This window comes from Maribacter sp. R77961 (genome assembly GCF_044594925.1).
Taxonomy (GTDB): domain Bacteria; phylum Bacteroidota; class Bacteroidia; order Flavobacteriales; family Flavobacteriaceae; genus Maribacter.
Genome location: NZ_CP138991.1, coordinates 264,696 through 280,334, shown reverse-complemented (window position 1 = coordinate 280,334; position 15,639 = coordinate 264,696). Strand labels below are relative to the sequence as shown.

Here is a 15,639-nt window from a genome sequence, read left to right as displayed (position 1 = left end):
GTATGGCAAAAAAAGAAGATTCATCTGTAGAAGCGAAGTTAAGAGCATTATATGACCTGCAATTAATTGACTCAAGAGTAGATGAAATACGCAACGTTCGTGGTGAGTTACCTTTGGAAGTTGAAGATTTGGAAGATGACGTCCTAGGCCTAAAAACTAGAATGGATAAACTTAAAACCGATTTAGAAACTATCAATTTTGAAATAGGTGCAAAGAAAAATCTTATTGAGGAAGCGAAAGCCTTGATAAAGAAATACACAGAGCAACAAAAAAATGTTCGTAACAGTAGAGAATTCAATTCTATTAGTAAAGAACTAGAATTTCAGGAATTGGAAATACAATTAGCTGAAAAGAATATTAAAGAATTTAAAGCTCAGATAGATCAAAAGAAAGAGGTTATTTCTGAAACTAAGGAACGTTTGAGCGAACGTGAGGCTCACCTTAAACATAAAAAAGGAGAGTTAGATGCTATTCTCGCGGAAACCGAGAAAGAAGAAAAAGCGCTTTTGGAAGAATCTATAAAGTACCAAGATAAGATAGAAGAGCGTTTGGTGAAAGCCTATGCTCGTATTCGTAATAACGTTAAAAATGGCCTAGCTGTTGTTCCCATCGAAAGAGGTGCTTCTGGAGGTTCATTTTTCACGATACCACCACAAGTACAAGTAGAGATAGCTTCTCGCAAGAAAATAATTACCGATGAACACAGTGGTAGAATTTTGGTTGATCCGACTTTAGCGGAAGAAGAATCCGAGAAAATGCAAAAAATGTTCTCCAAATTATAATAGCATTAAAATAGTATTAGTAAAGCCATCTTTTAAAAGATGGCTTTTTTATTTATATTAAGACATGTACACCCTACGAAATTTTTGCTTGATCATTATATATTCCACATCCTTTATGCTATACTCACAGGACCTTTCTGATTTTAAATGGAAAAATAGAGTGGTTATTTTTACGGATAGTGACCAAAAGTTTTCCAAAGCTAAACCTGCTATGTTAGCTTTTAAATCCCAGGAGAAAGAAGTTGAGGAGCGTGCTCTTTTACTATTGTTATACGCCCAAGGTTCGTTTTATGATGATAATGGAGCGCTTCTTTCACTACAAAGCGAACGTCTAATTAAACCCTCTTTTGAAGGTGTCATTTTATTGGGTAAAGATGGTGGCGTAAAATTTAAGGAACCCTACCCCGTTAAAGCAGAAACTATTTTTAACCTTATAGACAGTATGCCTATGAGAAGGGCCGAAATGAAATACTAGGACAATAAATCCAAAATCTTATTTTCTACTTCCGCTGAATCCCAAATAGCAGTAATATTGGGTAATTGCATGACCTCTTTCATAATTAATTCTTGCTTGTCCCCTATGGACAAGGCTTCGGCGTAGGGTCTATTAGAGAAAGTAACACGAGAATATACAGGAATCCATTTATCTGGATGTTTGGCAGCAAAGTGTTTTTCAATCTTCTTCTGAAGTAAAAAATTGGTGTCCGCAGTTTTACTGCTCATCTCTATAAAATTTCGATAGCTTAATTCGGCAATGGCATCTACATTGGGTTTACGCTCTTCTTGATATATTTTAAAAATGGTTTCCCAATCATCACCATATTTTCTTATAATGTTATTTAGGCAATAAATATCTTCAAAGCCCGCGTTCATGCCTTGTCCATAGAAAGGCACCACGGCGTGGGCGGAATCACCTACTAAAGCAACCTTGTCCCAATACGTCCAAGGATAGCACTTCATGGTAACCATAGCACTTGTTGGGTTTTTAAAAAAGTCTTCTGTTAGATTTTCAATATCTCTACTAACATTTGGGAAATACGTTTTAAAAAACTTTTTTGCATCCGTTTTGGAAACAATCTGTTCAAAGGACACCTCCCCTTCAAAAGGCATGAACAAGGTACATGTAAAGCTGCCATCCAAATTGGGCATGGCAATGAGCATAAACTTACCCCTAGGCCAAATATGAAAGGAGTTTTTATCCAATTTATGAGTGCCATTAGCATTGGGAGGAATGGTCAATTCCTTATATCCAACATCTATAAAATCTTGCGAGTAATCAAACCTACTCCTTCTTTGCATCTTATGCCTTACCCTAGAAAAAGCACCATCACATCCAAAAACCATGTCATACTGGTAGGCCTTCCATTCACTTTTTTCAGATTCCCCAGTGTAAATTTTAGCCTCTGGCAGATCTATATCCCAAACCTTTTCCTCAAACCTAAAATTTACACCGGCTTTTTCAGCCAAATCAATCATTCTTTTGTTAAGAACACCTCTAGAAATAGACCAAATGGCTTCTCCTTCCTTTCCATATTTTTGATAGTACTCCTCTTTACCTACAACGTGCATGGCCCTTTTATCGAGTGGAATGCCAATTTTTCTAATTTCCGATGCTATACCTACCGCTTCCAGTGCCGCCCATCCCCTATTACTCATGGCAAGGTTTATAGATCGTCCTGAAAACTGAATTCCTCTAATGTCCGGTCTACGGTCAAAAACTGTAATGTTATGGTGGTATTTTCTCAGATAAATAGCAAGTAAAGATCCCACTAGACCAGACCCTATTATAGCTATATTCTTTTGAGTTTGTTTCATAAAAAATGGAGTAATACCTTCTATTGCTTTAGTTGTTAAAAATAAGAAAATTAAACACAGTACGGGAATCATAAGACCTTTACTGCACAACCTATTTATATTTATTTTAACTTAAAATTGTTTAGCTTTTAATTAAATTTGATAAACAAAAATTAAAAAACTTGAAACACTTTGATTCCGACAGCTTTTCTGATCTACCAAGCAGATTTAGAGCAAATCTAATTAACAGTTGTAGCGGATATAGATCCTCCAATTTGTTAGCGACAAGTAACAAGAAAGGCGAAAGTAACTTGGCCATATTTAACTCTGTAGTACACATTGGTAGCAACCCTCCAATGTTAGGTTTTATAATGAGACCATTGACTGTGCGTAGGGATACGTACAGTAATTTTAAATCTACTGGCTATTTTACCGTAAATCAAGTTTCTAAAGACAACTTTAAAAAAGCACACCAAACCGCTGCTAAATATGATGAAGGTATTTCTGAATTTACAATAACTGGACTTTCCGAGCAATACCTAGATGGTTTTAAGGCACCTTACGTTAAGGAGAGTGCCATAAAAATTGGATGCACCTATGTAAATGAATACGAAATTAAAGAGAACGGCTGCCTACTGATCATTGGCAAAATTCAACATTTGTATCTGCCAGAAGAACTAATTCATAAAGATGGCTGGGTACAATTGGATAAAGCAGCTACTGTAGCTAGTATAGGTTTAGACGGCTATGCACTTCCAAAAGTCTTGGATAGATTGTCTTACGCCAAACCGGACCAAGAAACGAACTCTCTTTTAGATGGGGTATAAAAAAACTGAATTACCGAACAAAATTTGCGCTACATGCGGCTTACCGTTTAATTGGAGAAAGAAGTGGGAAAAGAATTGGGAAAATGTGAAGTATTGTAGTAAGAGATGTAGGACCAATAAAAACCGTTTCAATTAACGCATAATACAAAATGAACAATCTAGTATGGTTTAGAAATGACTTAAGAGTAGCTGACAATGAATCGTTGTTCAATGCCATGAAGGGCGAAAAAGTAATCGCCGCATACTGTTTTGATCCAAGACATTATGAACAAGATAATTTCGGATTTAAAAAAACGGAGCGTTACCGAGCTAAATTCCTTATTGAAACCGTTAGTAACCTTAGAAAAAATCTAAGTCGATTAAATATTTGCTTGTTCGTTTTTTACGACAAGCCAGAGGTGGTCATACCCAAATTGACGAAGGAGCATCGTATAAACAATATTTTTCTTCAAAGAGAATGGACGCCCGAAGAAAGTGCTGTTTTTGACTCAGTCATCGCAAATGTTCCTGCTTTGGTCAATTTTGAAACAGCTTATAATCAGTTTCTTTTTCATCCTAATGACATACCATTTGACAGCCTTAAAAAAGTACCTGATGTATTTACCAACTTCAGGAAAAAATGTGAAAAATATGCTCATATTAAGTCAGCATATCCAATTCCCGAGTCAAAAAATTCTACGAATATAATAGCGAATACAACGAAAATACCCACGCTTGCCGAATTAGGATTATCAGACTTCACAAGGGATTCCCGCACTGCATTTCCTTTCAAAGGAGGAGAAGATGAAGCTAATAACAGAGTGGCGTCGTACTTCTGGGAAACAAGAAAACTAGCTTACTATAAAAAAACCAGAAACGGACTTATTGGAAAAGATTATAGTTCTAAACTCTCGGCTTGGTTGGCAAATGGCAGTATATCTGCACGTACTATTTACTGGCAGGTGAAACAATTTGAAAAAGAAATCATCAAAAATCAAGACACCTATTGGCTGATTTTTGAATTGATTTGGAGGGATTACTTCAAGTACGTTTCACTTAAATATCAAAACAAGATTTTTCATTTAGGAGGAATTCTCAACGCTAATTACCAATGGGAGAACGCTGAGATAGAAAAGGAAAATTGGATTCATGGCAACACCAAAGAACCTTTTGTTAATGCCAATATGACAGAGCTCGCCATGACGGGATGGATGAGTAATCGCGGTCGGCAAAATGTCGCTAGTTTCTGGGCCAAAGAGCTTGAACAAGATTGGCGTGTTGGTGCCGCATATTTTGAAAGCATGCTAATTGATTACGATGTACATAGCAATTGGGGCAATTGGATGTACAACAGCGGAGTGGGCAATGACCCTAGAAATAGAAAATTCAATATTCAAAGACAAGCCAGTATGTATGACAGTAGTGGAAAATTTCAAAAACTATGGTTACAGGAGACCTTGTTCTAATCTTTAAAAAATAAATATTCGTGAAAATACTTCGCCTAATTCTTGGTGACCAATTAGACCAGAACCACTCATGGTTCAATGAAGTAGATGAAAACGTAACGTATCTCATGGCAGAAATGCGTCAAGAAACGGACTACGTAAAGCATCACATTCAGAAGATTACAGCCTTCTTTTTGGCAATGCGCAGTTTTTCAAAAGAACTATCGGAAAAGGGTCATAATTTTAGCTACTATAAAATTTCTGATGGCAGCAACTTACAGGACCTAGAAAAAATTATACATAAAAATATCGAAATTACCGGTGCAGAAAAGTTTGAATACCAACTACCGGACGAGTACCGTTTAGATGTGCAATTAAGTAGCATTTGTGAGGAACTTAAGATTGAAACCGCCACTGTAGACACCGAACATTTTTACACGACACGTTATGAATTGAAAAACTTTTTTGCTGGTAAAAAACAGCTTATCATGGAAAACTTCTATCGTATGATGCGAAAAAAACATGATATAATGATAGTTGGGGGACAACCGGAAGGTGGTAAATGGAATTTTGACCATAGCAACCGTAAAAAATGGAAAGGCACACCGGGCATACCAAAAGAGTTAGGTTTTGGGCAAGATGTACACAAAGTTGTTGATGAGATTAATAAGGCGGATATAGTGTCGTTTGGAGAAATCGATACAAGAAAATTTAATTGGCCTACCAGCAGAAAAGAATGCAAGGAAACACTTCATTACTTCTGCGAAAAACTCTTGGTACATTTTGGTGATTATCAGGATGCGCTTCATACAGAAGAGAAATTTTTATTCCACTCAAGGTTATCTTTTGCCATGAACGCTAAAATTATTTCTCCAAAAGAGGTTATTAATACCGTACTGGACTATTACTATGAAAATAAATCCGATATAGATATCTCTCAAATAGAAGGTTTTATACGCCAAATCCTGGGATGGCGGGAATATATGCGAGGAATATATTGGAAAGAAATGCCCGAATATGCGCAGCTGAACAGTTTGGAGAATAAGAATCCTCTACCCGATTTCTTTTGGACCGGAGAAACAAAGATGAACTGCTTAAAGCATTCCATTGGTCAAAGCTTAGAAGAAGCCTACGCGCATCACATTCAACGTTTAATGGTCATAGGTAACTATGCCTTGTTAACACAGATAGACCCGGATGAAGTAGATAAATGGTATTTAGGTGTCTATATTGACGCTATTCAATGGGTGGAAATTACCAATACCAGGGGCATGAGTCAGTTTGCAGATGGTGGTATTGTAGCGACCAAACCTTACGTAAGTAGCGCTAACTATATTAATAAAATGGGTAATTATTGTAGTAATTGCGAATATAGCCACACCAAAAAAATAGGAGAAAATGCATGTCCGTTCAACGCACTATACTGGAATTTTTTAGAGGAGAAAAAAGAGCATTTTAAAGCTAACAATCGCATGGCAATGATGATGAACTTATTACATAAAAAAGATAAAGAAGAATTAAATAAACTAAAGGAAAGGGCACACGATATCATTGCACATCCTGATAAGTATTAACTGCTATTTTGCTTTTATTTAACGCTGGTCAAAATGCTAAAGAACGCATTTAAAACGTAAATAAAAAAACAATTCCGCGAGAGCGTCTATATATAAAAAAGTCCGTTTCAATTTAAATTGAAACGGACTTTTTGTTGTGCTAAATTTAATTTTAACAGCTAATTTTTAGCAATAAAATAGCTAGTTCTGGCAAAATAAAAACTCCATTCAAAGTACCTATTGAACCGCTCACCGACTCTAAACTGTTATTGGGCTTTTTCTTTAATCTATTAAAATTTACACTTCACCGAAATATTTGTTCGCTATCGACAAAATGCACCCTTGAACCATTTAGCTATTGAACCTAAAGACTTTGTGCTTTATTTGATGTTAGAAATTTAACCTAAAGAATCAAAACCCAAATTAGAGATTTTCAGTTTCCCAATTTAAAATCTCACCAAATATTAAGCTATGCAACATTCTACGCAACAAGCAATTGAAAAGAAAAAAACCAGCCTTGTAGGTTTAGTACTTTTCGTGTTTATACTGTTAAGTTTTAATACGGAAATAAGAGCCCAGGGTATTTCCTCTGGGGTAACATTTAATTGGGCAGATACTCAGACTAATACATCAAGTCCTGCTACCATTGAATCTATCACCGTTGACGGCAATACCTACAATACCTTTGTTGTTCCTTCTTCTTATGAAATGACTAGATTAGGTCCTGGTGGCCATAATGGCAATCGAATCCAATTAAATGGTTCCCAAATAATGAACAATAGCGCAAATGCTAATTGGAATAGTGAAGCTATAAAAGCTTATCAGTCCCTTAATCTAAACCATTATTTTGAATCTAATAGTAACGGGGATGAATTTTGCGGAAACTATAGCGCACTGGCAACGACAAACGCTCAAGTTCAAACTATAAGTTATAATCCTGGAATACCATCCAATGAAGATGGTGTATTGGCCGTAACAGAAAGAAATGCGAATAACTGTTTGCATATTTCAGTCTATGGAACCCCAATTGGCGGAGGTGCCATAGAAATGTTAGGCCAAACCTTTGTTCGGCCAAATAGCAGTTCGTCTGGACCACAGCCTAATATTGCTCCAAGCTCGACTTCAGATTACTGGCTAACTGAAAGAGTGAATGAAAATAACGGGACTATAGGAATAGCACTTTTTAAACTTTCCCAGCTTGCCCCAGTAGGTTCTATTATTTCAGAAATTAGATTCACAGCGGCTACTTCAGATAATGGAGATGGTAAATTCTTTTTAATGCAAACCTATGCCGTTGATGATATATTTGATTCGGAGTTTGACGAAACGTTCAATGGTGATGTTGGAGCAAATGATAACGTTCCTGTGGGTTCCAATTATAGTTATTTTACTAGTGTCTCACCTTTAAACGGAACTGTCGTCGTCAACGCTGATGGTACTTTTACTTATGCTCCAAACCCTGGTTTTGTAGGTACAGATGTTTTTGAAGTTGAAGTATGTCTACCGGTTCCTAATGAAGCCGTATGTAACACTTCAACAGTAACGCTTACCGTAAAACCAGATAATTTGCCCACGGCAATCGATGATACCTACACAATCGGCGAAGGTACTACCAATAACATTTTTAATGTACTGAGCAATGATAATTTTGGGCTAGACGGTCCACAAGAAAATACCGCTCTAACAATAATATCCAACCCAATAAATGGTACGGCTTCCGTGAACAACAATGGAACGCCAACCAACCCCTTAGATGATTTTATTGAATACACGCCAGACGCCTATTATAGTGGGTCAGATAGTTTAACATATGAGATCACCGATGCTAACGGAACCGTTGCAACAGCAAATGTGGACATAACCGTTGAACTGGATACTTCTTATAATCTTGCCATAACCGTTCAAAGTCTTACAGTACCAGAAGATATTGGCATGGCGGTACTAACCATTGGTATTGAGGGTACGTATAGACCAGGAGCTATAATTAATTATAGTACAAGTAACGCCTCGGCAATTGCAGGAGAAGATTATTCTTCGGTTTCCGAAACTTATACACTTGCGACGGAGAATATCACTTCTTTTGATATTTTAATTCCCATTACGGACGATAATCTAATTGAACCAAGTGAATCTTTCTTAGTGAATTTCGCATATAATACACCAGCTGTTTCTGCTACGGCTAGCGTTTCTGTTTCCATAACCGATAATGACAATGGTGCGGACCAAGGGGTTTCGATTAACGACTTTACAGTGAATGAAAATGTTGGAACCGCAAGCTTTACGGTTTCTTTAAATGGAAATGTTCAAAATAGCTTTACTGTTGATTATGACCTTCTAAATGGTTCGGCAACAGAAGATGAAGATTACACGGGCAGCTCGGGAACTATTACTTTTAATGGAACTGATGGCGAATCATATGTTATAAATGTCCCTATAATTGATGATAGTATAATTGAAGCGACAGAAAACTTGGAAGGCAAATTATCGAATCTCTCCACAACTCTTATAAACGTCGTGGATGCCAACGGTCTTGGTACCATTACCGATAACGATGGTGGTGCAGGTATCGGGGTTTCCGTTTCGGACTTTACCGTAAACGAAGATGCGGGTACGGCCACTTTTGACATATCGTTGAACGCAGACGTACAGGGTGGGTTCGCCGTGGACTTTACCGTAGCCGATGGTTCGGCCATCAGTCCCGATGACTATTCCGTGGCAAATGCTTCCGGTACACTCAACTTCATTGGGAACAATGGCGAAGTGCAGACTGTGACCGTTACTATTTTGGACGATGCCCTTATCGAAGGGTCCGAAGACCTTAACATTACACTTTCAGGACTTTCAACCGGACTTATCAATATCGTCGATGCCAACGGCGTCGGTACCATTACCGATAACGATGGTGGTCCAGGTATCGGGGTTTCCGTTTCGGACTTTACCGTAAACGAAGATGCGGGTACGGCCACTTTTGACATATCGTTGAACGCAGACGTGCAGGGTGGGTTCGCCGTGGACTTTACCGTAGCCGATGGTTCGGCCATCAGTCCAGATGACTATTCCGTGGCAAATGCTTCCGGTACGCTCAACTTCATTGGGAACAATGGCGAAGTGCAGACCGTGACCGTCAACATCATTGACGATGCCCTTATCGAAGGGTCCGAAGACCTTAACATCACGCTTTCTGGACTTTCAACAGGACTTATCAATATCGTCGATGCCAACGGCGTCGGTACCATCAACGATAACGATGGTGGTGCGGGTATCGGGGTTTCCGTTTCGGACTTTACCGTAAACGAAGATGCGGGTACGGCCACTTTTGACGTATCGTTGAACGCGGACGTACAGGGTGGCTTCACCGTCGACTTTACCGTAGCCGATGGTTCGGCCATCAGTCCCGATGACTATACCGTAACCAATGCTTCCGGCACACTCAACTTCATTGGGAACAATGGCGAAGTGCAGACCGTGACCGTTACTATTTTGGACGATGCCCTTATCGAGGGTACCGAAGACCTTAACATTGCGCTTTCGAATCTTACTTCCACTCTTATCAATATCGTCGATGCCAACGGCGTCGGTACCATCAACGATAACGATGGTGGTGCAGGTATCGGGGTTTCCGTTTCGGACTTTACCGTAAACGAAGATGCGGGTACCGCTACTTTTGACGTATCGTTGAACGCTGATGTACAGGGCGGCTTCGCCGTCGACTTTACCGTAGCCGATGGTTCGGCCATCAGTCCCGATGACTATACCGTAACCAATGCTTCCGGTACACTTAACTTCATTGGGAACAATGGCGAGGTGCAGACCGTGACCGTTACTATTTTGGACGATGCCCTTATCGAGGGGTCCGAAGACCTTAACATTACGCTTTCGAATCTTACTTCCACTCTTATCAATATCGTCGATGCCAACGGCGTCGGTACCATCAACGATAACGATGGTGGTGCAGGTATCGGGGTTTCCGTTTCGGACTTTACCGTAAACGAAGATGCAGGTACCGCTACTTTTGACGTATCATTGAACGCGGACGTGCAGGGTGGCTTCGCCGTGGACTTTACCGTAGCCGATGGTTCGGCCATCAGTCCCGATGACTATACCGTAACAAATGCTTCCGGTACACTTAACTTCATTGGGAACAATGGCGAGGTGCAGACCGTGACCGTTACTATTTTGGACGATGCCCTTATCGAGGGGTCCGAAGACCTTAACATTACGCTTTCGAATCTTACTTCCACTCTTATCAATATCGTCGATGCCAACGGTCTTGGTACCATTACCGATAACGATGGTGGTGCAGGTATCGGGGTTTCCGTTTCGGACTTTACCGTAAACGAAGATGCGGGTACGGCCACTTTTGACGTATCGTTGAACGCAGACGTACAGGGCGGCTTCGCCGTCGACTTTACCGTAGCCGATGGTTCGGCCATCAGTCCCGATGACTATACCGTAACCAATGCTTCCGGTACACTTAACTTCATAGGAAACAACAATGAGGTACGGACCGTGACCGTTACTATTTTGGACGATGCCCTTATCGAGGGGTCCGAAGACCTTAACATTACGCTTTCGAATCTTACTTCCACTCTTATCAATATCGTCGATGCCAACGGCGTCGGTACCATCAACGATAACGATGGTGGTGCAGGTATCGGGGTTTCCGTTTCGGACTTTACCGTAAACGAAGATGCAGGTACCGCTACTTTTGACGTATCATTGAACGCAGACGTACAGGGCGGCTTCGCCGTCGACTTTACCGTAGCCGATGGTTCGGCCATCAGTCCAGATGACTATACCGTATCAAATGCTTCCGGTACACTTAACTTCATTGGGAACAATGGCGAGGTGCAGACCGTGACCGTCAACATCGTTGACGATGCCCTTATCGAGGGTACCGAAGACCTTAACATTACGCTTTCTGGACTTACGTCGACACTTATCAATATCGTGGACGCCAACGGTCTTGGTACCATTACCGATAACGATGGTGGTGCGGGTATCGGGGTTTCCGTTTCGGACTTTACCGTAAACGAAGATGCAGGTACCGCTACTTTTGACGTATCATTGAACGCGGACGTGCAGGGTGGCTTCGCCGTGGACTTTACCGTAGCCGATGGTTCGGCCATCAGTCCCGATGACTATACCGTAACAAATGCTTCCGGTACACTTAACTTCATTGGGAACAATGGCGAGGTGCAGACCGTGACCGTTACTATTTTGGACGATGCCCTTATCGAGGGGTCCGAAGACCTTAACATTACGCTTTCGAATCTTACTTCCACTCTTATCAATATCGTCGATGCCAACGGTCTTGGTACCATTACAGATAACGATGGTGGTGCAGGTATCGGGGTTTCCGTTTCGGACTTTACCGTAAACGAAGATGCGGGTACGGCCACTTTTGACGTATCGTTGAACGCAGACGTACAGGGCGGCTTCGCCGTCGACTTTACCGTAGCCGATGGCTCCGCCATCAGTCTAGATGACTATACTGTTGCCAGTGCCTCGGGTACGCTCAACTTCATAGGAAACAACAATGAGGTACGGACCGTGACCGTTACTATTTTGGACGATGCCCTTATCGAGGGTACCGAAAATCTTAACATTACACTTTCTGGACTTTCAACTGGACTTATCAATATCGTCGATGCCAACGGCGTCGGTACCATCAACGATAACGATGGTGGTGCAGGTACAGGTATTTTCTTTGAAAATACTGAAGTTACAGTAAACGAAGGAGATGGTACTGCGACATTCAACGTGAGGTTCGTTGGTAATTTTCCAACGCCATTTACTGTTACCTTTAATAGTAACGATGGTACTGCGACCAACACACAAGATTATACCGGTGTTTCCGACATCCTAACTTTTAGCGGCGTCGATGGCCAGGTTTTACCAATTACAGTACCTATTATTGATGATACGGTAATTGAGACCACTGAAGATTTCAACATCAATTTAAGTAATGCAAGCTCAAGCTTAATTGCAATTAATACAGCACAGGCCAGAGGTAGCATTATTGATAATGATGCCGTGTCAGGAACCGGCATTTCTTTCACAAATAACAATATTATAGTCACCGAAGGTATTGACTCCTTTGCACGATTCACAGTAACCTTGACAGGTAATATCGAAGAGAATGTAACTGTGGACTATATTACTAACAATGGAACTGCCCTGGACGGAGCAGATATAACAGCGCAATCTGGGACAATTACATTTACGACTAGCACAAAATCTTTCGACATTGATGTTCCTATTCTAGACGATACTATAATTGAACCGCAAGAAGCTTTCACGGTTGTACTATCGAATATCCAGTCAAATATTGGAATTGGATTTATAGATGGAAACACCTCAAATACCGCTAACGGGATTATTAATGATGATGACAACATACCTGGTACAACAGGTGTAGGATTTGATGATGATAGCATCGTTGTAAATGAAGCCGATGGTACCGCAACTATTTCCGTTGAGTTATCAGGAAATGTGCAAGGAGGTTTTACTATCGACTTCACTACAAATGATAACACGGCAATTGCAGGGCAAGATTATACAGCTAATCTAGGCACCTTAACCTTTGCAGGTAATGATGGAGAAAAGCAGGATATAATAGTTTCCATTACAGATGATACCTTCATAGAGACAATGGAGCAATTTTTTATAGATCTTTCTAATCTATCAACTACTGTTATAGATATCATAGATGCGCAGGCTACCGTTGATATTATTGATAACGATTTAATAGCCAATACCGGTTTATCGTTTGAAAATACTAATGTAGAAGTGATTGAAGGTGTTGGTGTTACCGCTATTTTTGATGTAGTACTTACCGGAAACTTCCAGGAGGCTTTTGACGTGTCTTTCGAGACTGTTTTTGGGTCCGCAACGGATACGGATTTTGTTGCCCAGTCAGATGTGATTTCATTCACAGGTACTGATGGAGAGGTTCAAACGATTGTCGTTACCATTTTGGATGACAACATCATAGAACCTACCGAAAGTTATACAGTGAACCTTACCGGAGCTACAAATCCTTTGGTTACCATTAATACACCTCAAGCGAATGGTTCTATTCTTGATGATGACCTAATGGCCACGGACGGTATTAGTTTTAACAATACAAATATAGAAGTAATTGAAGGTGTTGGTGTTACTGCTACTTTTGATGTAGTACTTACCGGTAACTTCCAGGATGCTTTTGACGTATCTTTCGAGACCGATTTCGGTACCGCCACGGATATGGACTTTGAAGCACAGACCGGGAACATCTCTTTTACAGGTGCTGACGGAGAGGTTCAAACAATCGTCGTTACCATATTGGATGACAACATCATAGAGCCTACCGAAAGCTATACGGTGAACCTTACAGGAACTACCAATCCTTTGGTAACCATAAATACACCACAGGCAAACGGATCCATACTTGATGATGACAACGACCCTTCTCTAGGGATACAGTTTGATGTGACTTCCGTGGATATTGATGAAGCGGCCGGAACGGTTTCATTAAATGTTGTACTTAATGCTAACGTTCAAGATGAATTCACTATTGAATACCATACGGAGGATATATTGGCTATGGATGTTTTTGACTATACAGGTATTGCTTCAGGTTCACAGACCTTGACATTTGGTGGTACTAACCCGAATACTCAGGTTATTGTAATCCCTATTATCGATGATATTATCATAGAGAGCATGGAAAACTTTAATGTTATCTTGAGCAATATCACCACTGCCCTTGTTTCAATTATAGCCAATGACACTGCTATTGTGAACATTATCGATAACGATGGTAACGAAGGATGGCCAGAAGACATTACGATTGAAGCTTGTGATACAATTCCAGCAGCAGAAGAAATCACATCTACAACAGCCTGTGATATCACAGTAGTATTGGAAGAAGGAATAGAAGGTCAAGATGATGAATGTGCAACGGAATACACGATAACAAGAACGTGGACAATTACGGACTGTGTAGGCAATGTACGCGAACATGTACAAGTTGTCACCATTGAAGATACGGTAGCTCCTGTTTTTGTTGAAGCACTACCGCAGGATATGACAGTAGCTTGCAACGAAGTGCCCGAAGCAGCAATACTGACTGCACTTGATAGTTGCGAACAAAATATCGAAGTTACTTTTGAGGAAGTTATAACTAACGATGCAAACTGCGCCGAAGGTTATACGGTAACACGTACGTGGACAGCGAGTGATTGTGCAGGAAACGAAGTAACCCACACCCAGGTTGTCACAATACCTCCAACCGGTCCCATAGTGGCTGGACCATACGAAGAAGAGATCACTATTCTTTGTGGAGATGAATTACCGGAGGTTCCAGAACTTACATTTACAGGTGGATGTGGTAACTACGATATTGTTTTCACAGAAGAAGTTCAAATATCCAGTGAGTCTGATGACTTCATGATCATACGCACTTGGAATGTAACTGATTCATGTGACAATACAGCTTCTTTTGAACAAATTATATTTGTATTACAACCACAGCTGGCAGAAGTCACTATTGATATTTGCGTAGAAGAAGAACTAATTGACTTGTTAAACTATCTACCGGAAGGGTTTGATGCGAATGGCGAATTTATGGTCCTAGAAGGAGATGTCACTACCAATGGTAGTATGTTCGACCCACTTGACCACGAGCCAGGTGAGTATAAAATCGCTTATACCGCTCTTGGTGGCGAATGTAAATATTATGTCGATTTTACGATTTTAGTAAATACGGATTGTGTACCATGTGGGCGTGATGAAATTGAAATCTCTAAGACAATAACTCCTAACGGAGATGGTGTAAATGACACATTTGAAATAAGAGGAGTAGAGTTCTGTCAGTTTACTTTTGATGTGGTCTTGTTCAATAGATGGGGTAATAAAGTAGCGGAAGTTATGGACTACCAAAATACATGGGGTGGAGAAGCACCTGATGGTTCTTTTGGTAGCTCAGGAATTCTGCCAGCAGGAACGTACTATTATATCATTAATGCTACGGATACTGAAACCGGAGAAAAACTAGAACCTTTTAACGGATTCATCTATTTAGGTTCTAAATAAAACCAAAAATATATTATTTTTAAAGCCGGTCCATGACCGGCTTTTTCTGTTAAGTAATAGTATTTATAGCATCTTTTTTACTTTCCTACAATTCCTACAAACATTACCGTTCATCTAGTAACACAACAAGAATCAAGGCTTTCACAACTTTTAATTTAATAGAATAGACTTATATCTTTTT

The 15,639-nt window shown here is 40.1% G+C and carries 8 protein-coding genes; 7 read left to right on the top strand and 1 reads right to left on the bottom strand.

The genetic code is table 11. The features are described from left to right. Positions 1-2 precede the first annotated feature (2 nt). A complete protein-coding gene (locus SJY09_RS01080) occupies positions 3-782 on the top strand; it encodes a zinc ribbon domain-containing protein (protein WP_396637133.1) in 780 nt (259 codons plus the stop codon). 115 nt (positions 783-897) lie between these two features. After that, positions 898-1,257 (top strand): DUF4174 domain-containing protein, encoded by a 360-nt coding sequence (locus SJY09_RS01075; protein WP_396637132.1) that lies wholly within the window; start codon positions 898-900, stop codon positions 1,255-1,257. On the opposite strand, the gene SJY09_RS01070 is transcribed toward SJY09_RS01075, so the two are convergent. Then, complete coding sequence (locus SJY09_RS01070; protein ID WP_396637131.1) at positions 1,254-2,597, bottom strand: FAD-dependent oxidoreductase; 1,344 nt, start codon at positions 2,595-2,597, stop codon at positions 1,254-1,256. The genes SJY09_RS01075 and SJY09_RS01070 overlap by 4 nt on opposite strands. Positions 2,598-2,758: 161 nt before the next feature. Here SJY09_RS01070 and SJY09_RS01065 point away from each other — a divergent pair, with 161 nt between their 5' ends. From SJY09_RS01065 to SJY09_RS01045, 5 genes are all read left to right on the top strand, one after another. Then, the gene (locus tag SJY09_RS01065; protein ID WP_396637130.1) at positions 2,759-3,403 is read left to right on the top strand and encodes a flavin reductase family protein; all 645 of its coding nucleotides are present in this window, start codon (positions 2,759-2,761) and stop codon (positions 3,401-3,403) included. Further along, positions 3,393-3,539, top strand: a complete 147-nt coding sequence (locus tag SJY09_RS01060) for a DUF2256 domain-containing protein (RefSeq protein WP_396637129.1) — start codon at positions 3,393-3,395, stop codon at positions 3,537-3,539. Before SJY09_RS01065 ends, SJY09_RS01060 begins: the two co-directional genes overlap by 11 nt. A gap of 13 nt (positions 3,540-3,552) precedes the next feature. Continuing rightward, on the top strand, positions 3,553-4,848 hold the full coding sequence (locus SJY09_RS01055; RefSeq protein ID WP_396637128.1) for a DASH family cryptochrome: 1,296 nt from the start codon (positions 3,553-3,555) through the stop codon (positions 4,846-4,848). 20 nt (positions 4,849-4,868) lie between these two features. Beyond that, positions 4,869-6,401: a cryptochrome/photolyase family protein gene (locus SJY09_RS01050; protein WP_396637127.1), complete on the top strand. Its 1,533-nt coding sequence runs from the start codon at positions 4,869-4,871 to the stop codon at positions 6,399-6,401. A gap of 450 nt (positions 6,402-6,851) precedes the next feature. After that, positions 6,852-15,458, top strand: coding sequence for a Calx-beta domain-containing protein (locus tag SJY09_RS01045; RefSeq protein WP_396637126.1), 8,607 nt, complete (start codon positions 6,852-6,854; stop codon positions 15,456-15,458). The last annotated feature ends 181 nt before the right edge of the window (positions 15,459-15,639 follow it).

What these genes read in the sequence shown, in the direction of transcription:
- SJY09_RS01045 (WP_396637126.1), top strand. Translation starts at nt 6,852, where the DNA reads ATGCAACATTCTACGCAACAAGCAATTGAAAAGAAAAAAACCAGCCTT.
- SJY09_RS01070 (WP_396637131.1), bottom strand. Translation starts at nt 2,597, where the DNA reads ATGAAACAAACTCAAAAGAATATAGCTATAATAGGGTCTGGTCTAGTG.
- SJY09_RS01080 (WP_396637133.1), top strand. Translation starts at nt 3, where the DNA reads ATGGCAAAAAAAGAAGATTCATCTGTAGAAGCGAAGTTAAGAGCATTA.
- SJY09_RS01060 (WP_396637129.1), top strand. Translation starts at nt 3,393, where the DNA reads ATGGGGTATAAAAAAACTGAATTACCGAACAAAATTTGCGCTACATGC.
- SJY09_RS01055 (WP_396637128.1), top strand. Translation starts at nt 3,553, where the DNA reads ATGAACAATCTAGTATGGTTTAGAAATGACTTAAGAGTAGCTGACAAT.
- SJY09_RS01075 (WP_396637132.1), top strand. Translation starts at nt 898, where the DNA reads ATGCTATACTCACAGGACCTTTCTGATTTTAAATGGAAAAATAGAGTG.